Source organism: Polaromonas sp. P5_D5 (genome assembly GCF_054049435.1).
This window is the reverse complement of record NZ_JBFUMJ010000004.1, coordinates 421248-444385: the sequence shown is the minus strand read 5'-3', so window position 1 is coordinate 444385 and position 23138 is coordinate 421248. Positions and strand designations below refer to the sequence as shown.

Sequence of the window (23138 nt, the reverse complement as noted above, 5' to 3'; positions counted from 1 at the left end):
ACGACCATGCCCAAAAAAGCCACCAAATCCTCCGCACCCCATCCAGCCCTGGAGATGCTGCGCAAGTCGGGCGCCAACAAGATGAAGGTTGCCGTCAGCGACATCGACGGCGTGCTGCGCGGCAAGTACCTGCACAAAGACAAATTCTTCGGTGCGGCCGAACCCTACCCCGCCGGGGGCTTTGGGTTTTGCGACGTGGTGCTGGGCTGGGACATGATGGACAACTGCTACGACAATACCTCGGTGACAGGGTGGCAGCACGGCTTTCCGGATGCGCTGGCACGGCTGGACCTGGCCACCACACGCCATGTTCCCTGGGACAACAACGTGCCCTTTGTGCTGGGTGAATTCGTGAATGCCGACGGCACGCCACACGCCGTCTGCCCACGCCAGACGCTCAAGCGCGTGCTCAAGCGCGCCGAAAAAATGGGCTTCATGCCCATGACGGGCATGGAGTTCGAATGGTTCAACTTCCTGGAAACGCCGCACAGCTGGGCCGCGAAAAACGGCGTGGGGGCCGAAAAACTCACGCCCGGCATGTTCGGCTATTCGCTGCTGCGCATGAACGAGAACCAGGATTTCTTCAACGCCATCATGGACGAGATGCTGGCTTTCGGCATCCCGATCGAAGGCCTGCACACCGAAACAGGGCCGGGCGTGTATGAAGTAGCCATTGGCTTCAGCGAGGCACTGGAGCAGGCCGACCGCGCCATCCTGTTCAAGACCGGCGGAAAAGAGATCGGCTCGCGTTTTGGCATCATGCCCAGCTTCATGGCCAAGCCCCACCAGCAGCTGCCGGGCTGCAGCGGCCACATCCACCAGAGTTTGTCGGACGGCAAGACCAACCTGTTCTTCGACGCAAAGCACCCGCGCAAGATGAGCAAGCTGTTCGAGAGCTACGTCGCCGGCCAGGTCGCCTGCATGATGGAGTTCGGCCCCATGATCTGGCCCACCATCAACAGCTACAAGCGCCTGGTCGACGGCTTCTGGGCGCCTGTGAAGCCGACCTGGGGCATGGACAACCGCACTGCAAGTTTCCGCGTGATCGCGGGCAGCGCCAAAGCCACCCGGCTGGAAACCCGTTGCCCTGGCGCCGACGTGAACCCTTACCTGGCGATGGCGGCCGTCATCGCTGCGGGACTGGACGGCGTCGAAAAAGGCCTCAAGCTGGGCGCGCCGATCACCGGCACCAACCAGGGAGCCGAACACATTGCCCGCGCACCGCGCACCCTGATCGAAACCACACGTATTTTCCAGAAATCGGACATCGCGCGCGACTGGCTGGGCGATACTTTCGTGGATCACTTCGCGGCAACGCGCGAGTGGGAATGGCGCCAATGGCTGGACGCCGTCACCGACTGGGAAATGAAACGCTATTTTGAAATCATCTGACCTCCTGATCCGCAGGCTGACCGTGCCCGACGCCGCCGCTTACCGCGAATTCCGCCTGCGCGGCCTGCGCGAGCACGCGGACGCGTTCACCTCCAGCTTTGAGGAAGAAAACCTGCGCGTGCTGGCCGACACCGAAAAGCGCCTTTCACCCGCCGGCGACACCGTCATGTGGGCCGCCTTTTTGGACGGCGCGATGGCCGGCGTGGCGGGGCTGAACCGGGAGACGCGGCTGAAGAACCGTCACAAGGCCACGCTGGTTGCGATGTACGTCGCGCCCGAATACCAGGGGCATGGCATAGGCCGGGCGCTGGTCGGCAAGGTGCTGGAGGAGGCACGCGCCGGCCGCGTGGAGCTCGTGGTGCTGACGGTCACCGCCGGCAACCGCGAGGCGGCGGCACTCTACGAGAAATGCGGGTTTAAATCCTTCGGCATAGAGCCCGACGCGATTCGGGTCAACAATGTCTCTTACGGCAAACAACACATGTACTTCCAGGTCGCACCACTATGAGCATCACCGGTTTTTCCTTCCCCACCACCATCAAGTTCGGCGCAGGCGCGCGCAAGCTCGTCGCCGACACCCTGAAAGAAGCGGGCTGCAAGCGCCCGCTCATCGTGACCGACAAGGCGCTGGGCGCCTTGCCCGTTCTGGCCGAATTCAGGACCCACCTGGCCGGCCTGGACGTGGCGGTGTTCTCGGGCGTGTTTGGCAACCCGACCTGCAGCCAGGTCATGGACGGTGCCGCAGCCTACAAGGCGCACAAGGCCGACTGCGTGATTGGATTTGGCGGCGGCGCAGCACTTGACGTCGCCAAGGTGGTCGGTATCGCCGCCACCCATGAAGGCGACATCCTTGAATATGTCTGGGACCATCCGCAGGTACGGCCCATCGTCAATGAGTTGCCTTACTTCGTGGCCCTGCCCACCACCTCGGGCACCGGCTCCGAAGTCGGCCGTTCCAGTGTGGTCAGCGAAAACGACACGCACCTGAAGCGCGTGGTGTTCAGCCCAAAAATTCTGGCGAAAGTGGTGTTTGCCGATCCCGAACTCACGTTGGGCCTGCCGCCCGCCGTCACGGCCGCCACCGGCATGGACGCCCTCACCCATAACATCGAAAGTTACCTCTCGCCGGCCTATCACCCGCTGTGCGACGGCATTGCACTCGAAGGCACGCGCATCGCGGCGCATGCGCTGCTCAAGGCCGTGAAGGAACCTTCCAACCTGCAGGCTCGCAGCGACATGATGATGGCCTCCATGATGGGCGCCATCGCCTTCCAGAAAGACCTGGGCGCCGTGCATTCATGTGCCCACGCGCTGGGCGCTGTCTGCGACTTGCACCACGGCCTGGCCAATGCGCTGATGATCGACACGGTGCTGGCATGGAACTACGAATCGGCGCCCGCCAAATTTGACGAGCTGGCCCACGTATGTGGCGTGGCCGGCGGTGGCAAAGCTTTTGTAGCCTGGCTCAAGCAGCTCAAGGAGAGCGTCGGCATCACCGGCCCGCTGTCGGCCCACGGTGTCAAGCGTGAACACCTGCCGCGCCTGGTCGAGATCGCCACCGCCGACATCTGCCACCAGACGAATCCACGGCCCTGCAAGGCTGAGGACTTCCAGCGATTGTTCGAGGCCGCCTTATGAATGTGGCCCCCACGCTTTTCACTGCGTCTTCGACTTCGTGTAATGCGCGAGGCCTTGCAGGCCGCGGCTCGCGGGACGCTTCGCCTCTGTCGCCCGTCCAAGCCTGCGCAGGCAGGCTCGGAGCCGCGGACTCCAGCCCCTCGGGGGCCGCTGCGCCTGCGGCCCGGCAAAGCCGGTTCCGCGGCCCCGGCTTGGGCAGAACAGAACGATCACTTTTGAGAAGGGTACTCGCATGATCGCCGCTAGTCGTCTCAAGATTGGGTTGTCAGCGTGTTTCTCGCATGCCGACCCAACCCGCTCTTTCTTCACCGGCAAGACGCTGCAGTATGTCGAACAGTCGATTGCCCACTGGGTGATGTCTTCCGGCGCCATGGTCGTCATGGTGCCTTGCCCGACGGGCAGCACGCAGCGCGGCGACGTGACCTATGAACATTACGCGCAGTGGCTGGACGGCCTGGTGCTGCACGGCGGCGCCGATGTCTGGCCGGGCAGTTACGGCGAGGAGCCGCTGGAAGAAAAATGGTCGGGCGACCGTGTGCGTGACGAATACGACAAGGCACTGGTAGCCGCGTTTGAAAGAGCCGGCAAACCGGTGTTTGGCGTTTGCCGCGGCCTGCAATTGCTCAATGTTGCATTCGGCGGCACGCTCTACCAGGACATCAATACGCAGGTGCCTGACTCCTTCGTTCACCGCGACGCCGTCACTTACGACCAGAACTTTCACAGCGTGAACATCGTGCAGGGCTCCAGGCTTTCCGCCATGTACCCCGGCGTGGAGCGCGTGCGCGTCAACAGCATCCACCACCAGGGCATCAAGGACTTGTCGCCCGAGTTTGAAGCCGAGGCTTTCAGCGTGGACGACGGCATCGTGGAGGCGATACGCCGCAAAGACAAAACCAAGAGCTACATCGCCGCCACCCAGTGGCATCCCGAATTCCATAAACCCGGCTCCGACACGATTGACGACGCCGCCGTACTCGATGATTTCCTCACCGCCGTAGCGACGGCCAAAAGCAAAGCCAATAAACATGACCAAACTCGCCATTCATAACCCCGCCACAGGTGAGATGATCACCGAACTGCCTGCGGACGACGCGGCTTCCGTTGCTGCCAAGGCAAAGCAGGCGCGCACCGCGCAGGCTGCGTGGGCCACCGTGCCTGTGGCCGAGCGCAAGGCCTGCATCACGCGCTTTCGTGCCGGCATCGTTGCAGAGCTCGACACCCTGGCGGCCGTCATGACGCGAGAAACCGGCAAGCCGATCAAGATGTCACGCAATGAACTCAACGGCCTGCTTGGCCGTATTGATTTTTTCCTGGCAGAGCTTGATGCCTCCACGGCCACGCAGACCGTGTTTTCCGATGGCGGCATGACCGAGCAGATCGAGCACACACCGCTGGGCGTGGTCGCCAATATTTCGGCCTGGAACTACCCCTGGTTCGTCGGCGGCAATGTGTTCATTCCCGCGCTCCTGACAGGCAATGCCGTGCTTTACAAGCCTTCCGAATATGCGGCCATGACGGGCCAGGCCATCGCGCGCCTGCTGCATGCGGCCGGTGTTCCGCAAGACGTGTTTGTGCTGCTGATCGGCGGCGGCGCAGTCGGTGCGGCGCTGATGGAGCAGCCGGTGGACGGCCTCTTTTTCACCGGCTCCTACGCCACCGGTGCAAAGATCGCAAAAGCCATCGGCCCGCGCATGGTCAAGCTCCAGCTTGAGCTGGGCGGCAAGGATCCGACTTACGTGACCGAAGACGCCAACGTGAAGAACGCCGCCGAATCACTGGCCGATGGCGCGATGTACAACACCGGCCAGAGCTGCTGCTCGGTTGAGCGCATCTACGTGCATGAAAAAATTTACGATGCGTTCGTTACCGCCTTTGTCGACACCGTGAAGACTTTCAAGACCGGCGACCCGATGAGCGAAGACACCTACATCGGCGCCATCACCCGCGCGCCGCAGCTAGAGGTGTTGGATGCCCAGGTCGCCGATGCCAAAGCCAAAGGGGCGACCCTGCTGGCAGGTGGCAAGCGCGGCGCTGGACCTGGCACCTGGTATGAACCCACGGTGTTCAGCAACGTCAACCACAGCATGGAGCTGATGCGCGAGGAAAGCTTTGGGCCGGTTATCGGCATCCAGAAGGTATCGGGCGACGCAGAGGCCGTCAAACTCATGAACGACACACGCTACGGCCTGACCGCCGGCGTCTTCACGCCCGACGAAAAGCGCGCCAGGACGCTGCTGTCCCAGGTCAACGCCGGCAGTGTTTACTGGAACTGCTGCGACCGCGTCAGCCCGCGCCTCCCCTGGAGCGGCTACGGTGATTCGGGTGTGGGCCTGACCTTGTCCACCTACGGCATCCAGACATTCACCCGGCCAAAGGCTTGGCATCTCCGTCAATCCTGAGCATGAAGCTCACCCTCTTCGACCTGGACCACACCGTGCTCAACGGTGACAGCGATGTGCTGTGGTGCGATTTCCTGATCGAGAAGGGTTACCTGGGCAGGACGGAATTCACCGCACGCAACGCCGACATGGCAGCGCGCTACAAGGCGGGCACCGTGGGCCTGAAGGAGTTTGCCGATTTTTATGTGGGCACCCTGGCAGGTCGCACCGCCCAGGAGTGGGAGCCCATGCGGCAGGAGTTTTTGGCCAAATGGGTCGTGCCGCGCATCACGCCGGCTGCGATCGCACTGGTCGACAAGCACCTGGAAGCCGGCGACCTGGTGGTCATGACGACGGCCACCAACCGCTTCATCACCGAGCTCACGGCCATCTACTTCGACATCGAGCACCTGATTGCCACCGAGCCCGAGATGCAGGGCAGCCGTTTCACCGGCAGCACCACCGGCGTGCTGAACATGCGCGAAGGCAAGGTCGAGCGCCTGCATGCCTGGCTCACCGCACGCGGCCTGCGCTTCAAGGATTGCAAAACCACCGCCTACAGCGATTCCATCAACGACCTGCCGCTGCTGGAAGCCGTGAAACACCCGGTGACTGTGAATGCCGATGCGACGCTGGCAGCGATTGGGACTGAGCGCGGCTGGCCCGCGCTGCAGTTGCACTGAGCAACCCGACCTGCGCAGCTGAAACAGCCCCGGAGAGGGCTGCATCCGCCTCATTTGAGTATAAAAATGGCCTGCAAGGCAATCAGGACGAGCGCTGGCAGCTATTAAAACAATAGCGATTACGCCCGCACCTGCCTGCTTATTCCGCGCTCAGGTGCTTGCCTACAATCCCGGCCAGCTCAAACATCGTCACCTGCGGCTTGCCGAACACGAGCAGCAGCTTCGCGTCGGCGTTGATGGCGCGCTTGTTGGCCGCGTCCTGCAGGCCTTCGGCCTTGATGTAGTCCCAGAGCTTTTTGATGACCTGGGTGCGTGCCACCGGTTCGGCGCCAATCACCGCAGCCAGTGCGTCGCTGGGCTTGAGGCCTGCACCCGGCTTGGCGACGCGGGGCGTCTTGGGCTTGGCGGTTTTGGCGGCGGGCGTTTTCTTGGCGGCGACTTTTTTGGCCGCCGGTGCTTTTGCCGTTTTCGCGGCGACGGTTTTTCCGAAAGGCGTCTTCACCGTCCCGGTCTTGGCGGCCGCCGGTTTGCGCGGCGGAAACTTGGACGGGGCAAACTCGAAGTTCACCTTGTCGGCCTCCTTGTCCCAAGCCAGCATGGCCTTGAAGGGGCGGCGCGTGCGCATCGAAACGAACTTGTCGAGCAGATCGGTCTTGCCGGTTTCCAGCAGCTTGTGCATCTGCTCGCGCTCAATCGGCTGCTGCAAAATCACCTGGCCGGTCTTGAAGGTGCAGCTCGGCGTAGGCTGTTCATTTGTAGGCACCGACTTTTCGCAGACATAGTTCTTGCCAAGCTCGAACACCCGCGCGGCGCAGCGCGGGCAGGGGCCCAGCGACTGCTGGTCGCCAAAATCGACGATCTCGCCGGTCTCGGCATTCTTGTCGTCGCCGAAGTCGAATTCGAGCTTGTAGTTCTTGGTCTCTTCGTCGAACTTGATCACCATCTCGGCCGTGAAAGGCCATCCGGCCTTGGAACGGAAGCCGTCCAGCGGGCCGATCTTTTTGTCGCGCAGGAACTGTTCAACCTCTGCCACTTCAAAGGTGCGGCCCGCCGGCGTTTTGCCGAAGCTGAAACCACAGCCGTCGTCGCCGTTCTTGCCGGTGCAGGTGTAGCGCCGGTAGTTTTCCTTCATGACACCGCCGCAGTTGGGGCAGGGCGCTGAGAGCGTGGCGTAGTCGCCGGGAATCGTGTCCTTGTCGTAGCCTTTGGCCTTGGCCACCATGCGCTCGGTCATGGTCGCAATTTCGGCCATGAAGGTTTCGCGGCTCAGCTTGCCGTGTTCCATCTGCGCCAGCTTGAATTCCCACTCGCCGGTGAGCTCGGCCTTTGAAAGCTCCTGCACATCCAGTCCGCGCAACAGCGTCATGAGCTGGAAGGCCTTGGCCGTGGGGATCAGCTCGCGGCCTTCGCGCAGCATGTATTTTTCGGCAATCAGCCCTTCAATCGTGGCGGCGCGCGTCGCCGGCGTGCCCAGGCCTTTTTCCTGCATGGCTTCGCGCAACTCGTCGTCGTCAATCGTCTTGCCGGCGCCTTCCATCGCGCCCAGCAGGGTGGCTTCTGAATAGCGGGCGGGCGGGCGGGTCTTCAGGCCCTTGGCTTCGACCACTTCGGCGCGCACCATTTCACCCGGCTTGACCGGCACCAGGCTCTGGCCCTTGTCGCCGTCCTTGGCGTCGGCCACTTCATCGGCGGCTTCCTTGCCGTAAATCGCCAGCCAGCCCGGCTTGACCAGTACCTTGCCCTCGGTCTTGAAGCTGTGGCCGACCGACTGGGAAATACGCGTGGTGACCAGGTATTCGGCGCTCGGGAAAAACACCGCCATGAAGCGGCGCACCACCAGGTCATACAGCTTTTGCTCGGCTTCGCTCAGGCCACTGGGCGCCTGCAGTGTTGGGATAATGGCGAAGTGGTCGCTCACCTTGGCATTGTCGAAAATGCGCTTGCTGGGCTTGATGTAATTGCCCTTGATGGCCGTGGCCGCATGCGGCGCCAAGTGCTTCATGCCGCTGCTTTCCAGCATTTCAAAGGTCTTTTTAACCACCGGCAGATAGTCTTCCGGCAGCGCGCGTGAATCGGTACGCGGATAAGTCAGGGCCTTGTGGCGTTCATAAAGGCTTTGCGCAATCGACAGCGTCGTCTTGGCTGAAAAGCCGAACTTGCCGTTGGCCTCGCGCTGCAAGGAGGTCAAATCAAACAGCAGGCCGGCGGCCTGCGTGGTGGGCTTGCTTTCTTCCGTCACCGTGGCGGACTTGCCGCGCACGGCTTCTGCAATCGCCATGGCTTCGCGCTCGGACCAGACCCGGTCAGCTTTCAGTTCGGCGTCGGGCTCCGTGTTGTCGGCATTGGCCGCGGCTTTTTTCCACTTCGGGTCAAACCACTTGGCGGGGTATTCGCCGGCCTCGGCCAGAAAAGTCGCGTGGATTTCCCAGTAGTCGCGGCTCACGAACTTGCGGATTTTTTCCTCGCGCTCCACCACCACCGACAGCGTCGGCGTCTGCACGCGGCCCACGGTGGTCAAAAAGAAACCGCCGTCGCGCGAGTTGAAGGCCGTCATGGCGCGCGTGCCGTTGATGCCGACCATCCAGTCGGCTTCCGAACGTGAGCGCGCCGCATCGGCCAGGCCCTGCATCTGCTTTTCAGTGCGCAGGCTCTCAAAGCCGTCGCGGATGGCTGCCGGTGTCATGGACTGCAGCCACAGCCGCTTCACCGGGTGCTTGCTGTTGGCGTATTGCTGGATCAGCCGGAAGATCAGCTCGCCTTCGCGGCCCGCGTCACAGGCATTGACGAGGGCGTTCACATCCTTGCGTTTGGTCAGCTTGACGATCGCGTTGAGCCGCGTCTTCGTCTTGTCCATGGGCTTGAGGTCAAAGTAGGGCGGAATGACGGGCAGGTTGGCAAAGCTCCACTTGCCGCGCTTGACGTCAAACTCTTCCGGCGCCTGGATCTCGACCAGGTGGCCCACGGCCGAGGTGACCAGCCACTCGTCGCTTTCAAAGTACTCGTCGTGCTTTTCGAACTTGCCGGCCGTAGGCGTGATCGCCCGCACAATGTCTTGTGCGACCGAGGGTTTTTCTGCAATCACCAGAGTTTTCATAAGTACTTCTTCAAACCTTCTACATCTTCGGGGAACATTTCCCCGCTTTCGGCAAATACGACTTTGCCTTCACGTCCGTTCGCCGCCACCTTGAGCACCACCACCACGGGCAGGCCCACCGGCTTGGGCAGGAATTTGGCAACCTCGGGGGTCAGCATCCCGGCGGGAAAGCTGTAGCCCTTGGTCTTCATATAGGCAGCTGCGGCCGCCGGCTGCTTGTCAATCGACAGGGCCAGCACCTCCAGCCCGCTGGCCTTCTGGGCCCGCCACAAAGCTTCTATATGGGGCGACTGCACCGCACAAAAAGGGCACCAGCTGGCCCACCAGTACACCACAAGCGTCTTTCCACCCACCTCGGCAGGCTTCCAGGCGCTGCCGTCCAGCAGCGTGACGGCCGGCAAAGGCAGGGTGCTGCCGGCCTTCGGCAAGGGGCTTTCCCCGCCTTTGGCCCACGCCGGCAGGCCCAGCCCCGCCGCGGTCGGCAAGGCAAGGGCAGCGGCGGTCTGCATCAGGTTTCTGCGGTTGAACACGGGGACTCCTTGGGCGCATCACTACAATAGCGGCTCTCGCGCATGTACGCGCGCGGGTGCGCACGCATGCGCACGCACGCGCACATGCATGAATTAACCATACCAAAAAAATACGTCGTGTCAAAAACCCAGGCTTCCGCGGTCCCCGCATCTCCTTCCAAACCCGCGGCTCCGGCTGCCGACGGACGCCGCATCCAGACGCGGCGTTCCGGCGTCCACGGCAAGGGTGTGTTCGCCGTGCAGGACCTGGCCGAAGGTGAAACGCTGATCGAATACGTCGGCGAAATCATCAACTGGAAAGAGGCGCTGCGCCGTCACCCGCACGACCCCAAAGACCCCAACCACACGTTCTACTTCCACATCGACGAAGAGCATGTGATCGACGCCAAGCACGGCGGCAATTCCTCACGCTGGATCAACCACAGCTGCAAGCCCAACTGCGAAGCCGACGAAGAAGGCGGCCGCGTCTTCATCAAGGCGCTACGCAACATCAAGGCCGGCGAAGAGCTGTTCTATGACTACGGCCTGATCATCGACGCGCCTTACACCAAGAAGCTGCTGGCCGAATACCCCTGTTGGTGCGGCGCCAAAAACTGCCGCGGCACCCTGCTGGCGCCCAAGGACGACGAAGGCAAGAAAAAGAACAAGGGCAAAAAGAAGTCCGACAAAAAAGCCGGCAAAAAGGCTGAAGCCAAGGCTGACAAAAAGGCAGGCAAGAAACCCAAAAAGAAGAAGAAGGACTGAGCAGGCGCTCAACCCGCTTCACAGGCCATGCCGCCGGCGCAATCGGCTGCAACCTTCTCATGAGCACTCCCCTTACATCCCCCATCCGCTGGCCCGCCGAAGCTCTCTGGGAGGCCCTGGCGCCGTCCTTGCCGGGGTTCACGGTGGAAGTCCTGCCCGAGATTGATTCGAGCAACACCGAGCTGATGCGGCGTTTTCGCGGCAGCCCCTCCGGTAACGGCGGCAGCCCCGGCATCGCCCCCCGGCCCGAGCCCCTGCTGCTGGTGGCCGAACAGCAAACCGCCGGGCGCGGCCGGCTGGGCCGCCAGTGGCAAAGCCGCCGCGGCGACAGCCTCACGTTTTCGCTGGGCCTGCCGCTTGCGCCCGTCGACTGGTCCGGCCTCTCCCTGGTGGCCGGCATCAGCGTGGCCGAAAGTCTCGAGCCGCTCGCCGGCAGCGCCTCCGGCCAAGCCGCCAAACCCCGCATCGGCCTGAAATGGCCCAACGACCTCTGGCTGTCCACCCCCGAAGGCGACCGCAAGCTGGCCGGCATCCTGGTGGAAACCGCCAGCTGGGAAGGCATCCGTTACGTGGTGGTCGGCATCGGCATCAACATCCGCGCGGTGGAAGTCCCCGTTGCGGCTAACGCACCCGCCATGCCCGGCATTCCGCCGGGCGGCTTGCAGACGCTGCTGCCGGCGCTGGACGCACCCGCCACCTTGCTGCGCATCGTGCCGCCGCTGGTGCAGGCGATGCAGGCATTTGAGCGCTTTGGCTTTGCGCCTTTCCAGGCGCGTTTTGCGGCACGCGACGTTCTGGCAGGCCGGGCCGTGCAGCTGTCCGACGGCCAGAACGGCCTGGAAGGCACAGCCCACGGCGTGGGCGAAAACGGCGCGCTGCTGGTGCATACTGCGGCTGGCATGAAACAAATCACCAGCTCCGAAGTCAGCGTACGGCCTGTGGCGGCGCAACCTCCCAAGGATGCGCGCCCATGCTGAGGCTGCTGGTGCTGGCGCTGGTCCTGGCCAACGCAGGCTACTTCGCCTGGACGCAAGGCCTGTTGGCCGACTACGGTTTTGCACCCGTCGTGCAGGCCGAACCCCAGCGCCTGGCGCAGCAGATCCGGCCCAAGGCGATGCGCCTTCTGAGCGCCACCGATGCCGGCCAGCTGGAAAGCACCACCGCTGCAGCGCCGCCGCCCGCCCCTGAATGCCTGCAGGCCGGCCTTTTCACCCCCGAGCAGACCATCGCCCTGCGCTTCGGACTGGAGGCCGGCCTGCCCATCGGCAGCTGGTCGCTCGAGAACAGCTCGGAGCCGGGCCGCTGGATCGTCTACATGGGCAAATACACCAACGAGGACGCGCTGGCCAAAAAGCGCAGCGAGCTGCGCGGCATGGGCGTGTCGTTTGAGCCCCTCGTCAACTCCTCGCTGGGACCGGGCCTCTCGCTCGGCCACTTCAGCTCCCAGGCCGATGCCGAGCGTGAACTGGCCAAGGTCGCCACGCGCGGCGTACGCACCGCCAAGGTGGTGCAGGAGCAGCCTGAAATACGCGGCCAGCTGCTCAGACTCCCGGCCGTCGATGCGCCGCTCATGGCCAAACTGGAGTTGCTCAAGCCGCAGTTGGCGGGCAAGCCCTTACGGGCTTGCTAGATAAGACCCCCACGGTCGCTCACTTCGTGTAGCTCCCTGCCCCCCGAGGGCCGCCCGCCTGCGGCCCGGCAAAGCCGGTTCCGCGGCTCATGCTGGCTTAAGAGCTCGCCGCGGTTACACGCTTCATATCCGATCATCCCGAGCCTGTCGAAGGTTCCGTATCCGGTGCGCACCCAGTTGCTATTGATTTAGGAGCTGCTTGCGCTCGTTCCGCTTGGCTCTCAACACTATTTTCTTGACAAATTCCGCCTGAGCCGTCGCACCCACTACCAAGCCAGCAGGGGCCGCGGAACCGGCTTTGCCGGGCCGCAGGCGCCGCCCCCTCGAGGGGGGAACAAGCTACACGCTGTGAGCTTGGACAGGGGTGATTCGCTAAACTGCTTTCCAGTGCCGCAGCGGCACACAGGTCTGCAGGCGCGTCACGGCCTGGTCCATCAGCGCGGGGTGCAGTTCGTGGCCCAGCCTGGCGGCCACGTCCAGGGTGGCGTCGGCGCCCAGTTCCATCAGGTGGTCGAAGTCGCCACGCGTGCGTGCCAGCGGCACCACATCGTCGTTTTGCCCGTGCAGCAGGTGCAGGGTGGTCAGCGCGGGTGCTTTCGCCGGCCAGATCTGGTAGCCGCCGCCGAAGGCCAGCAGGCGGCCGGCCAGGCCGTCGTGCGCATCGCTCAGCGCCAGCGCCAGGCTCGCACCGGCGCCAAAGCCGGCCAGCGCGGTGTCGGACTGCAGGATCTCAAAGCGCTGTTGCTGCGCACGCACAAAAGCCGCCAGAACCTCCACGCGCGCGGCCAGCGCAGCGGCGTCGTCCTTGCCGGCGGCGGTAGCGCCCGCCGCATCGGCATGCGGGCCCGAAAGGCCTTCCGGAATCAGCACGGCCGCCTCGGGAAACGCGCCGCCCAGCAGGTTGCCCAGCTCCAGCATGTCGGCGGCCGTGCCGCCCGCGTCGTGCAGCAGCACAAACAGCTGCCGCGGTACAGCGGTGGCTGGAAGCAGTTCAATGGTTTCGGTGTCGATGGGGTTCATGGCTGAGCGTCGTGATCAAAAAAACAGGCAAAAGCTGGCGGAAAGGACGGAGAAAACCGCATCTGGGGCCTCCACGCCCGCTTTCAACATCAGCCGGCCGGCCCCGCGACAACAGCCTCCCTGTTCCGGCCGTCCGGACAATTTTGGCCCGAGTCGGCGAGAATCAGCGTTTTTCACGCACCAGAGATCTGGAAAAACACCATGAAAATCGGAAAAAACACCGCCGTTACCCTTAGCTACAAGGTGGCAGACGCCCAGGGCAAGCTGGTCGAGCAAAGCAGCGCCCCCATGGTTTACCTGCACGGCGGCTACGGCAACACCCTGCCCAAGATCGAAGAAGCGCTGGACGGCCAGGAAAAGGGCTTCCAGACCGTGCTGGCGCTGGAGCCGGCGGACGCCTTCGGCCTGCGCGACGAAAGCCTGGTGCGCACCATCCCCCGCACGCAGTTTCCGCCCGGGGTCAAGGTGGGCGGCCAGCTCGAAGGCCGGGGCGACGACGGCCGCGAGCATGTCTTCAACGTCACCAAGATCAAGGGCGACACCGTCCTGCTGGACGGCAACCACCCGCTGGCCGGCAAGGCCCTGCGTTTCACCCTGAAAGTGACCGACGTGCGCGCCGCTTCGGAGGAAGAAATTGCCCACCGCCATGTGCACGGCGAGCACGGCCACCACCATTAATCTGCGCAACGTGACCGTTCGGCGATTAAGCCGTTAGCGTTACGTACCGTTACCGCTCTGGGGGGCCCGCTGAACTACAGTGGGATTGAGCCTACATCCCCCGGTGATGCACGACCACAGCCCCGGCGCAGGATGATCGCTAACTTCATGGATTAACTTCAGAGGTACCCATGGTCATCAACGCGTTTCTTGTCGAAGACAAGCCGGACATACGCAAAACACTGGTTGAGGCCATGGAAGAAATCGCACCCCTGCGTTTCGTGGGCCACGCCGATTCCGAGTCCAGCGCCCGCCAGTGGCTGGGTTCCCACCACGATGACTGGGACCTTGCAATCGTCGACCTCTTTCTCGCCGAAGGCTCCGGCTTTGGCGTGCTGAAAGACTGCCAGCACCGCAGCTCCCGCCAGAAGGTCGTGGTGCTGACCAGCCACAACCAGGAAAACATCCTGCACTACTGCCGCGAGCTCGGCGCCGACGAGGTGTTCGACAAATCGCAAGACGTGGAAAAGCTGGTGCTCTATTGCCAGGCCCATGCGGCCAGCCTGGGCGGTACGGCCCCGCTGCTGCCCCAGTAATCCCCACGTTCAAGCGGCAGGCGTTCTGCTCAGGCGCCCGCTAAAACAAGCCCACACACAAAAGCGAAAAGCGGCGCCATGCCGCGACTCTCGCTGCCGGCAAGCCCTGATGTGAACGCCTTCATGCGGTGCTTATAAGCGGCCGCCTGGGCGCGCTGCATCGCCGCGCCCGCACTTCACGCCGGCTTCCGCGCCAAAACCAGAAAAGTGCTGCCTGTAGCGGCTCCGTTTGATCTGGATCAACAGCGCCCAGGGACCGATGGCTAACCATAGGTGTATCTCGAATGCATCTTATGAAGACCATTCGCGATTCCTTTGAAAGAGTCCCCATGACACACACCGTTTCCCACACCAGGGTCGATCTCCGCGAGCTCGCGCCCAGCGAACGCCATCCGCTGGTCTTCTCGACATTCGACCAACTCGGCACCGGCCAGGCCATGGAGTTGATCAACGACCACAACCCGAAGCCCTTGCATGCCCGGTTCATGATGGACCTGCCCGGCCGATTCTCCTGGGACTACCTGGAGCAGGGGCCCGACACCTGGCGCGTCGCCATCACCCGGCTTGCGCCTGCGCAGGGCAGCAAGCAGTGCTGCGGCGCCTGCGGTGGCGGCTGACTTCCACGCATCCCCACTCACGACTTCCCAAGGAAACCCGATGAAAAACAACCACATGCTGTGGCGCTGGCTCGCCTTCGTATTCGTCCTGTCCTTCGGGGCGCTCGGCTACCTCGGCTGGCAGATCTACCTGACCGCACCACCCATCCCCACAGCCGTCGTCAGCACCACAGGCGACGTGCTTTTCACGGGCGAGCAAGTGCAAAGAGGGCAGCGCGCCTGGCTGGCCAGCGGTGGCCAGCAGCAAGGCAGTGTCTGGGGCCACGGCGCTTATGTAGCGCCGGATTGGTCTGCCGACTGGCTGCATCGGGAAGCTTTGGCCCTGCAGGCCCTGCGCACGCAGGAACTCCGCAAGGCGCCCGCCGCGCTCACGGCCTCAGACCGCGGCGCAGTCGCAGCGGCGCTCAAGGAAGAAATGCGCCGCAACACCTACGACGCGGCCAGCGGCGCCGTCACCGTCACACCCGCGCGGGCGCAAGCCATCCGCGAGGTGGCGCGCCACTACGAAGGCCTGTTCGGCCACGACGCCAGCCTGGATGCCTTGCGCGAGCAATACGCCATGAGCGAAGGCGCGCTGCCCGACGCGGCCGACCGCCAGGCGCTCGCGGCATTCTTCTTCTGGACCTCCTGGGCCGCCGTCACCGACCGCCCAGGAGAAGAAAACATCTCGTACACCAGCAACTGGCCGCACGAGCCGCTGGTGGGCAACACCATGACCAACTCGGCCGCCATCTGGTCGATGGTCAGCATCGTCCTGCTGCTGGCCTGCATCGCCGCCATGCTGTGGCTGCACGGAAGCCAGCGGCATGGGCCGGAGGCGCAACCGCCCCAGGCCGACCCTTTGCTGGGCGCCGTTGCCACACCTTCGATGAAGGCCACGCGCAAGTACTTCTTTGCCGTGATCGGCCTGATGCTGCTGCAGATCGGCATGGGCGTGGTCACCGCGCATTACGCGGTGGAGGGGTCGTCCTTCTTCGGCCTGCCGCTTGCGCAGGTGCTGCCCTATGTGGTCAGCCGCACGGTGCACACGCAAGTCGGCATCTTCTGGATCGCCACCGCATGGCTGGCCACGGGCCTTTACATCGCGCCGCTGCTGTCGGGCCGCGAGCCCAAGCTGCAAAAGCTCGGTGTCGACGTGCTGTTCTGGGCGTTGATCACCATCGTGGTCGGCTCTACCGCCACCGGCTGGCTGGGCACGCTGCAGCATCGCGGTGTCGACTTCAGTTTCTGGATCGGCAACCAGGGCCTGGAGTTCACCAGCATGGGCCGCGTCTGGCAGCTGCTGCTGTTCGTGGGCCTGCTGTTCTGGGTGTTCCTGCTGGGCCGCGCGCTGTGGCCGGCGCTGGTCAAACCTTCGGAAACGCGCGGCATGATCGCCATGGTGTTCCTGTCGGCCATGTGCATAGGCGGCTTCTATGCCTCGTCACTCACCTGGGGCCAGCACACCCACTATTCGATGATCGAGTACTGGCGCTGGTGGTTGGTCCACCTGTGGGTCGAAGGCTTCTTTGAAGTGTTCGCCACCGCCGTCGTCGCGCTGATCTTCACCAAGCTGGGCCTGGTGCGCGCCGAAAGCGCCAACCGCGCCATCATCGCCGAGACCATCATCTTCCTGTTCGGCGGCATCCTGGGCACCTTGCACCACCTGTATTTCACCGGCACGCCGATCTCGGTCATCGCCGTCGGCGCGGTGTTCTCCGCGCTCGAAGTGGTGCCGCTGACCCTGATCGGCCTGGAAGCCCTGCAGACTTACCGGCGCTCCAGGGCCATGCCATGGCTCGCCACCTACCAATGGCCCGTGATGTGTTTTGTGGCCGTCGGTTTCTGGAACACCGTGGGCGCCGGCCTGCTGGGCTTTGCCATCAATCCGCCGGCTTCGCTGTACTACGTGCAGGGGCTGAACATGACGGCGGCCCACGGCCATGCCGCGCTGTTCGGTGTCTACGGCATGCTGGGCATCGGCCTCATGCTGTTTTGCCTGCGCGGCCTGTATGCGCGCCACCTGCATGCCGACAACCTGCTCAAGCCCGCCTTCTGGAGCCTGAACATCGGCCTGGCGATGATGGTCTTCCTGTCGCTGCTGCCTGCCGGCATCTACCAGGCCTGGGCCAGCGTCACCAAGGGCCTGTGGTACGCCCGCTCGCCCGAGATCATCCACTCGGGCGTGATGGAAACCCTGGTCTGGATGCGCGTACCCGGCGACATCCTGTTCGCCATCGGTGCGTGCTTCCTGGCCTGGTATGCCGCGCGCCTGCTGCGCCGCCCGGCCGTACAGCCGGCCGGCATGACCGCGGCGCCCGCAACGGCGGGGCCCTGACCCGGCAAGCCACCATGAAACTCACGGCTTTCACCGACTACAGCCTGCGTGTGTTGATCTACCTGGCGGCGCAGCCAGAGCGGCGCGCCACCATCGCCGGGATTGCAAACGCGTTTGACGTGTCCGAACACCACCTGACCAAGGTTGTGCACTTCCTCGGCAAGAACGGCTGGCTGGCCAACGTGCGCGGCAAGGGCGGCGGGCTGGCACTGGCGAAATCGCCGGAGCTGATCGTTGTGGGCGAGGTAGTGCGCGCAACCGAAGGAACGGACGTGCCCGCCGAATGCTTTGAAGCGGCGGGCGGCCATTGCGCCATCACCCGCATCTGCCGCCTGCGCGGCGTGCTTGGCGAGGCGGTCGACGCGTTTTACGGCGTGCTCGATCGCTACACGCTGGCAGACCTCGTTCGCAACCGTCAGTCGCTCGCCAGCTTCTTCACCAGCCAGACGGCATCGGCTTCGCCAGCCGGGCGCGCCTCATGAGCGCAGTCCCTGTTGTCGCGGAGCGCGTCAGCAACAGCGCGCCGCCCACCACGCTACCCACGGATATTCCCGCATGACACAGCCCATCCAGTTTAAAAACCCACCCAAAAGCGCTCCTGTTCCATCGGCGCAAACGCAAGGCATCGCGCTCTGGCAAACCGGCTTTCGGCCTTTCTACCTGCTGGCAAGCGTGTTCGCCGCGCTGTCGATTGGCCTGTGGGCGCTGCAGTTCGCCGGCTGGCTGGGCCAGCCCTACCTGCAGGGGCCGATGTGGCATGCGCACGAAATGCTGTTCGGCTTCACGCTGGCTGTGGTGGTGGGCTTCCTGTTCACGGCCGGGCGCAACTGGTCCAACCGCCCCACGCCCACCGGCCTGCCGCTGGCCGCGCTGGCGGCGCTCTGGGTTGCCGCGCGGGTGCTTGTGCTCACGCCCTTCGGCTGGGCTGCGGCGGCGGTCAACGTCGCGTTTCCGCTGGCCGCGGCCGTCGCGCTGGCAGTTCCCTTCATCGCCGCGCGCAATCGCCGCAACTACTTTTTCATCGGCTTGCTGTTGCTGATGGCGGTGGCCGTGCTGGCGGTGCATCTTGCACAGCTCGGGCTCATGCAGCTGCCCGGCTGGGTCGGCATTCAGGCCGCGCTTGACGTCATGCTCTTCATCATGGCCGTGATGGGTGGCCGCGTGATCCCCATGTTCACCAACAACGGTGTGCCGGGCGCCAACGCCACCCGCCTTCCCTGGCTCGAGAAAGCAGCGCTGGGCTCGGTGCTGGCGCTGCTGCTGGCCGATGCGCTGCAGCTGCAGGGCGCGCAACTGGCGGCACTGGCCGGTGTTTGCGCGGCCGCACACCTTGCGCGCTGGGCACTGTGGCAACCGTGGAAGACCACGCACACACCGCTGGTCTGGGTGTTGCATGCCGCCTACTTCTGGATTCCGGTGCACCTGGCGCTGCGTGTCCTGGCTGCGGCCAGTTGGGTCACACCTTCGGCGGCAACCCACGCATTGACGGTGGGAGCCATCGGCGGGCTCATCATCGGCATGATGACGCGCACCGCGCTCGGCCATACCGGCCGGCCGCTCCAGGCGGGCCGCACCGAAGTCACCTGCTATGTGCTCGTCCTCGCCTCAGCAGCGGTGCGCGTGTTCGTGCCGCTTATCGCGCCGGCCGAGACGCTGCACGCCGTGCTGGTCTCTGCCGCGCTGTGGTCCGCCGGCTTCGCGCTGTATGCCCTGGGCTACTGGCCGGCCCTGACCCGCGCGCGTGCAGACGGGCATCCCGGCTAGGTGACTGGCCGGGTCAGCCCGCCCCGCCACACCAAAGCTGAAAAACAAACACCCATAAAAAAGCGGCGCCAATGCGCCGCTGTTCATGCTGCCCGGCAAGCCGGGCATGCTGGCTCAAAAGCCTCAGAAGCGGTTGTTGCCCTTGGTCACGTCCTTGACGACTTCCTTGGCATCACCATAATTTTTCTGCACAGAGCCTTCCACCTGTTTGACCAAGCCCTTGGCTTGCTGGTCCTTGCTGCCCACGAGCTTGCCGGCAGCTTCCTGTGCCTTGCCAACTGCGTCTTTGGCTGCGCCTTTGACTTGATCCTTGTTCATGATGACTCCTGATGAATTCGACGGGAAGGTCCAGGAAACCCTGGCGAGACCCTTGCGAGGCCATCGCGAGGGGTATCCCGGGCCAACGTTCGTCGTGTCACGTCAGCCAGTTACCAAGATACCGGGCTGCCGGGAACGCAGCGTAGGCCAAGCACCCAAACGCATGTCGGCGCCTGTTTGCCTGTACGCCTTCATCACTCAATCAGCCACCGTCACCACATTGCCGGAGAACATGATCCGGTCCGGCGCGTCCGCCTGCAGCTTGATGGGCGGCACATTGGCGGGCGTGATCGGGTTGGGTGTGGTGCCACTCAGGCCGCGCGGCATGGTGCGCACTACCTGGCTGCCCGGCAGCGGTGCGCCGGTTTTGAGGTGGGCATACATCATGTCCATGGCCTGGATGAAATAGCGGTGCAGCGGCACCAGCCGCTGGCCGTAGCCCGGGAACCCCAGGAAGGCATCAAAGTGCTGGGCGTTGGTGACTTCGATGTACGAGAGCTTGCTGCGCGAACCCTCCACCATCTTGTTCAGGCCAAAGTAGGGGCGCGAGGTAAACGCCACCGGTACCAGCGTGTCAGAGCGGCCATGCACGATCAGCGCAGGCTTGCCCTGCAGGTTGGCCGTGCGCAGCACCTGCTGGATGCCTTCGCGCACGCGCAGTGCGTCGGGGGTGTTTCCCGTGGCCAGGTTGCGCAGGCACAGGGCACCGGCGCTGTTGTAGTCCTGCACGTTGCCGGCAGAGATGGAAGCCGCGTCCAGCATCGGGCCACCCAGGCTGGCGTTGTTGACGATGTTCACGCCTACCGTGGGCGGTATGCCATTGCCGGTGCCGAATGACGTGGCCAGCGGGCCCGCCGGTGCAGGCACCGGCAGGTTGGGTGTGGGCGAAGCGGCAGGCGCCGTGGCGGCAAAGCTGTAGCCGCAGAGGTTGTCCTGCACGCCGGCACGGCCGTAGGCATTGGCGTAGGTCAGCGCCACCGGCAGGGTGGCAAACGAATAGTGCGACGCCTGCAGGTCGTTGCCCTCGGGCTGCCAGCCTGCCTGCACCAGCGTGGCCATGGCGCTGCCCGCCTGCTCGGCGGTGGTGTTGCCGGCGACCATGCCGTTGGCCTTGAGCGCACTGCAGCGGCTCGCGGCAATGACCGGGTTGATCGTGTTGAAGACGTTGGTGCCTGGCGAAGCCAGCGCAGCACAAGGCTGCAGCAGGTTGGCCAGCGTGGTGTAGTCATACAGCGGCTTGCCGGTGCCGGCCAGCGTGCTGCTGCCGCGCCGCACGCTCAGCCGCGCATCGGGCACCAGCTGCACCTGCGGCTCGCCCACGGCCACGCCGCTGATGAGTCCCTGCGTGTCCTGCTCGGCCGCGGCAAGTGCCGCACCGGCGCCGTTGGACACGCTGGACGCGATCACGATGGTGTTCGACGGGTTCAGCGTCTTCAGGCGGCCGCCGCCGTTCGGCGAAGGCTTGCCATAGCGCTCGTTCAATACGAAGTAGGCAAACTCCACCGCCTGCAGCGTGTAGCGGCCCCAGTCCTTTTCAGAGTTCTGCTGCGAATGCGCATGCTTGACGGCAAAGCGGTTGGGCGTGGCCGCGTTGAAGGCTGCGCGCTCAGCCTGCGTCAGGTTGGCAGTGAAGTTGGAGGCAGTGCCGGCCGCCACTGCGTCGGCGCGCAGGCCGTTTTGCAGGTGCACCGTGTTGTTCTGCAAGTCGTGCATGCCGCTACCGGTGCCCTTGTCGGTATAGGCCACGGCGCAGCCGTTTTTCAGGCCCCATTCACCCGACGACCCAATGGCGCCGTAGATACCGCGCGAACCGCTCGAGGTGCCGGTGACGATGCATGGGCTTGCCGGGTTGAAGCTGGCCGGCACCTGCACCATCATCGTGACGTTCTGCCGGCCGCTGCCGTCGTCTGAATAGGCGATGTATTCCGTGCCGGCGATCTTGCCTTCACTGGCCGTGATGTTGCCCTTGGCATCCACATTGGGGCCGTACAGCGTGCCATAGCCGCCGCCAGGGGAAATATCGAGGATGGCGCGGTAGTTGTTGTAAATCGCAATCCGGCGCAGTTCGGCCGCGCTTGGGTTCAAAGGGTCGACGGGCAGCGGCGCCGTTGCGGCCAGGCCGCTCTTGCCCAGGCCGGCAGTCAGCAAGTCGTCGTTGCCGCCGTCGTAGACGCCGGTGGTGATGCCGCCCAGCCAGACCGGTTTGATGTTGGGCTGCACGCCCACACCGCTTGCGCAGCCGCCCAGTGCGGCCATTGCCGCCAGGGCCGTGGTTGTTTTGATCAGGGTGAATTTCATGTCGTCCTCCTCGGGTTATTCGTACAACATCATCAGCGCAATGCCGTCTGTATGGGCGTTTTGGATTGTCGGATTTGTAAGGTTTTTCTTGTAAGGGTTTTGCCTCAACCTCGCGTTGGCCCTGGACCGCCTCAAAGGCCTGGTCGCCCCCGCTGCCACAGCGGATAGACGCAGCGAAAAGCGTACGGCCAAAAAAAAGCGGCGCCATGCGCCGCGATTCAGCCACAAGCCATACCGGTTGCAGCATTGGGATTCAACGTGTGCTTCAGCCCTTGGGAATCACCAGCTTCTGGCCGACGTGAATCAGGTTCGGGTTGGGCAGGTTGTTGCGCGACTCAATCTCGCCAAAGCGCATGTTGCTTCCCAACGTGGCGGCGGCGATTTTCGAGAGTGTGTCGCCCGCTTTCACCACATAGACCGTTTCGGTCTTGTCGGCGTTCTTGACCTTGGCCAGATTGGTGCTCGTGAAGTATTTCTTCACCAGTTCGCCGTACTCGGGCAGCACTTTGGCCTTGCGAATGGCGATGTTGATGTTTTCAAGCAGCTGGCTGTCTGCCTTGCGCACACCTATCTTGTACTTGATGTTGGAACCCGGGAGCTTGGACACCGCGAACTGCAGGTCTGTCCCGCGGATTTCGGCCACTCCGAAGGGGTAGTCGTAAATCACCGCATCTACCTGGCCCTTTTTGATGAAGTTGTTGATCCAGTTGCGCTCGCCATTGACAGATTCGTCGCTCAGCTCGATCAGACGCGCCTTCGGGAACTGGCGCGACACATACGCCTTGACGTCCGGGTCACCCTTGAGGATGCCGACGGTCAGGCCGTTGAGGTCTTCAACGCTCCGGATAGAGGACACCTTCGGTGTAATGAGGGCGTAGCCGAAGTCTTCGACATACGGAATGGAATACACCACGCCCGGCAGGTCTTCGTCGGTAAAGGTGAGGCCGTCGATGGCAATGTCCACCGTTGAATTGCCCCGGTTGTCGTTCTTGAGCAGCGCAGCCGGCACATCGGGGTAGGTGTCCACGATATGGTCGGTGTCGATGTTGATTTGCCCGCCCTTGGGCGTGAACTCGCTTTGGGCGAAAAGCACCTTCAGGAATTCGTAGTTAAACCCCTGCGGCTTGCCGTTTTCAACGTAATAAAAGGGCTTGGCCGGCGACTGCACGCTGACGCGCACAGTGCCCTTGTCCACGATGCTCTGGAAGGTTGCCCCGCCGCCCGCGGCCGGAGCGACAGCCGCCGCCTTGGGCGCGGGCGCGTCGGCGGGCGGGGCCGGATTGGCCCCTGCGCCGGGGTTGCCGCTCATGTTGGCAGGGGCGCGCGAATCGAGGTATTTCATGCCGCCATACACGGCGCCGCCGACGACGGCAACAATCAGGATCAATCGGGGAATAGGTTTGAGGGCCATGGCTTTAGTCCGCTTTGCGTTTTCTGGTTTCGGAAGTCTTGTTGAAGC

21 protein-coding genes are annotated in these 23138 nt (G+C 63.8%); 15 read left to right on the top strand and 6 right to left on the bottom strand.

Annotation, left to right across the window (positions count from 1 at the left end; genetic code table 11):
- Positions 1 to 6: 6 nt before the first annotated feature.
- The 6 genes from ACXJKE_RS18475 to ACXJKE_RS18450 all read left to right on the top strand — a co-directional run bounded on the left by ACXJKE_RS18475 (position 7) and on the right by ACXJKE_RS18450 (position 6094).
- Positions 7 to 1392: a glutamine synthetase family protein gene (locus ACXJKE_RS18475; protein ID WP_457282050.1), complete on the top strand. Its 1386-nt coding sequence runs from the start codon at positions 7 to 9 to the stop codon at positions 1390 to 1392.
- Positions 1379 to 1900 carry an N-acetyltransferase family protein gene (locus tag ACXJKE_RS18470; protein ID WP_457282049.1) on the top strand — a complete coding sequence of 174 codons (522 nt, stop codon included), beginning with the start codon at positions 1379 to 1381 and terminating at the stop codon, positions 1898 to 1900. The genes ACXJKE_RS18475 and ACXJKE_RS18470 overlap by 14 nt, the downstream gene beginning before the upstream one ends.
- Positions 1897 to 3030: an iron-containing alcohol dehydrogenase gene (locus tag ACXJKE_RS18465; RefSeq protein ID WP_457282048.1), complete on the top strand. Its 1134-nt coding sequence runs from the start codon at positions 1897 to 1899 to the stop codon at positions 3028 to 3030. Before ACXJKE_RS18470 ends, ACXJKE_RS18465 begins: the two co-directional genes overlap by 4 nt.
- Before the next feature lie 232 nt (positions 3031 to 3262).
- Positions 3263 to 4081, top strand: coding sequence for a gamma-glutamyl-gamma-aminobutyrate hydrolase family protein (locus tag ACXJKE_RS18460; RefSeq protein WP_457282047.1), 819 nt, complete (start codon positions 3263 to 3265; stop codon positions 4079 to 4081).
- The gene (locus ACXJKE_RS18455; protein WP_457282046.1) at positions 4059 to 5432 is read left to right on the top strand and encodes an aldehyde dehydrogenase family protein; all 1374 of its coding nucleotides are present in this window, start codon (positions 4059 to 4061) and stop codon (positions 5430 to 5432) included. The genes ACXJKE_RS18460 and ACXJKE_RS18455 overlap by 23 nt, the downstream gene beginning before the upstream one ends.
- A 2-nt stretch (positions 5433 to 5434) precedes the next feature.
- Positions 5435 to 6094: an HAD family hydrolase gene (locus ACXJKE_RS18450; RefSeq protein ID WP_457282045.1), complete on the top strand. Its 660-nt coding sequence runs from the start codon at positions 5435 to 5437 to the stop codon at positions 6092 to 6094.
- Between the two features lie 139 nt (positions 6095 to 6233).
- On the opposite strand, the gene ACXJKE_RS18445 is transcribed toward ACXJKE_RS18450, so the two are convergent.
- Together ACXJKE_RS18445 and ACXJKE_RS18440 are read right to left on the bottom strand one after the other, a co-directional pair.
- A complete protein-coding gene (locus ACXJKE_RS18445; protein ID WP_457282044.1) occupies positions 6234 to 9188 on the bottom strand; it encodes a DNA topoisomerase III in 2955 nt (984 codons plus the stop codon).
- Positions 9185 to 9718, bottom strand: coding sequence for a TlpA family protein disulfide reductase (locus tag ACXJKE_RS18440; protein WP_457282043.1), 534 nt, complete (start codon positions 9716 to 9718; stop codon positions 9185 to 9187). Before ACXJKE_RS18440 ends, ACXJKE_RS18445 begins: the two co-directional genes overlap by 4 nt.
- Positions 9719 to 9802: 84 nt before the next feature.
- On the opposite strand from ACXJKE_RS18440, the gene ACXJKE_RS18435 reads away from it, so the two are divergent.
- The 3 genes from ACXJKE_RS18435 to ACXJKE_RS18425 are packed head-to-tail and all read left to right on the top strand — an operon-like array spanning position 9803 to position 12092.
- Positions 9803 to 10462 (top strand): SET domain-containing protein, encoded by a 660-nt coding sequence (locus tag ACXJKE_RS18435; protein ID WP_457282042.1) that lies wholly within the window; start codon positions 9803 to 9805, stop codon positions 10460 to 10462.
- A 59-nt stretch (positions 10463 to 10521) separates the two neighbouring features.
- Positions 10522 to 11439 (top strand): biotin--[acetyl-CoA-carboxylase] ligase, encoded by a 918-nt coding sequence (locus ACXJKE_RS18430; protein WP_457282041.1) that lies wholly within the window; start codon positions 10522 to 10524, stop codon positions 11437 to 11439.
- On the top strand, positions 11433 to 12092 hold the full coding sequence (locus ACXJKE_RS18425; protein WP_457282040.1) for an SPOR domain-containing protein: 660 nt from the start codon (positions 11433 to 11435) through the stop codon (positions 12090 to 12092). Before ACXJKE_RS18430 ends, ACXJKE_RS18425 begins: the two co-directional genes overlap by 7 nt.
- A gap of 372 nt (positions 12093 to 12464) precedes the next feature.
- On the opposite strand, the gene ypfH is transcribed toward ACXJKE_RS18425, so the two are convergent.
- The gene (ypfH, locus tag ACXJKE_RS18420; RefSeq protein ID WP_457282039.1) at positions 12465 to 13112 is read right to left on the bottom strand and encodes an esterase; all 648 of its coding nucleotides are present in this window, start codon (positions 13110 to 13112) and stop codon (positions 12465 to 12467) included.
- Between the two features lie 201 nt (positions 13113 to 13313).
- Here ypfH and ACXJKE_RS18415 point away from each other — a divergent pair, with 201 nt between their 5' ends.
- The 6 genes from ACXJKE_RS18415 to ACXJKE_RS18390 all read left to right on the top strand — a co-directional run bounded on the left by ACXJKE_RS18415 (position 13314) and on the right by ACXJKE_RS18390 (position 19063).
- Positions 13314 to 13790: an FKBP-type peptidyl-prolyl cis-trans isomerase gene (locus ACXJKE_RS18415; RefSeq protein ID WP_457282038.1), complete on the top strand. Its 477-nt coding sequence runs from the start codon at positions 13314 to 13316 to the stop codon at positions 13788 to 13790.
- Between the two features lie 170 nt (positions 13791 to 13960).
- Positions 13961 to 14365, top strand: a complete 405-nt coding sequence (locus tag ACXJKE_RS18410) for a response regulator (protein WP_457282037.1) — start codon at positions 13961 to 13963, stop codon at positions 14363 to 14365.
- A 329-nt stretch (positions 14366 to 14694) separates the two neighbouring features.
- Positions 14695 to 14982: a DUF2249 domain-containing protein gene (locus ACXJKE_RS18405; protein ID WP_457282036.1), complete on the top strand. Its 288-nt coding sequence runs from the start codon at positions 14695 to 14697 to the stop codon at positions 14980 to 14982.
- Between the two features lie 40 nt (positions 14983 to 15022).
- Positions 15023 to 17299 carry a nitric-oxide reductase large subunit gene (locus ACXJKE_RS18400; RefSeq protein WP_457282035.1) on the top strand — a complete coding sequence of 759 codons (2277 nt, stop codon included), beginning with the start codon at positions 15023 to 15025 and terminating at the stop codon, positions 17297 to 17299.
- Positions 17300 to 17313: 14 nt separating this feature from the next.
- Positions 17314 to 17781, top strand: coding sequence for an RrF2 family transcriptional regulator (locus tag ACXJKE_RS18395; RefSeq protein WP_457282034.1), 468 nt, complete (start codon positions 17314 to 17316; stop codon positions 17779 to 17781).
- Positions 17782 to 17854: 73 nt separating this feature from the next.
- The gene (locus tag ACXJKE_RS18390; RefSeq protein WP_457282033.1) at positions 17855 to 19063 is read left to right on the top strand and encodes an NnrS family protein; all 1209 of its coding nucleotides are present in this window, start codon (positions 17855 to 17857) and stop codon (positions 19061 to 19063) included.
- A 123-nt stretch (positions 19064 to 19186) separates the two neighbouring features.
- Here the strand turns inward: ACXJKE_RS18390 and ACXJKE_RS18385 are convergent, their stop codons facing one another.
- From ACXJKE_RS18385 to ACXJKE_RS18375, 3 genes are all read right to left on the bottom strand, one after another.
- Positions 19187 to 19381 (bottom strand): CsbD family protein, encoded by a 195-nt coding sequence (locus ACXJKE_RS18385; protein WP_457282032.1) that lies wholly within the window; start codon positions 19379 to 19381, stop codon positions 19187 to 19189.
- Between the two features lie 198 nt (positions 19382 to 19579).
- Entirely contained in the window at positions 19580 to 21679 is a 2100-nt protein-coding gene (locus tag ACXJKE_RS18380) for a D-(-)-3-hydroxybutyrate oligomer hydrolase (RefSeq protein ID WP_457282031.1), read from the bottom strand.
- A gap of 265 nt (positions 21680 to 21944) precedes the next feature.
- Positions 21945 to 23090: a transporter substrate-binding and LysM peptidoglycan-binding domain-containing protein gene (locus ACXJKE_RS18375; protein ID WP_457282030.1), complete on the bottom strand. Its 1146-nt coding sequence runs from the start codon at positions 23088 to 23090 to the stop codon at positions 21945 to 21947.
- Between the last annotated feature and the right edge of the window lie 48 nt (positions 23091 to 23138).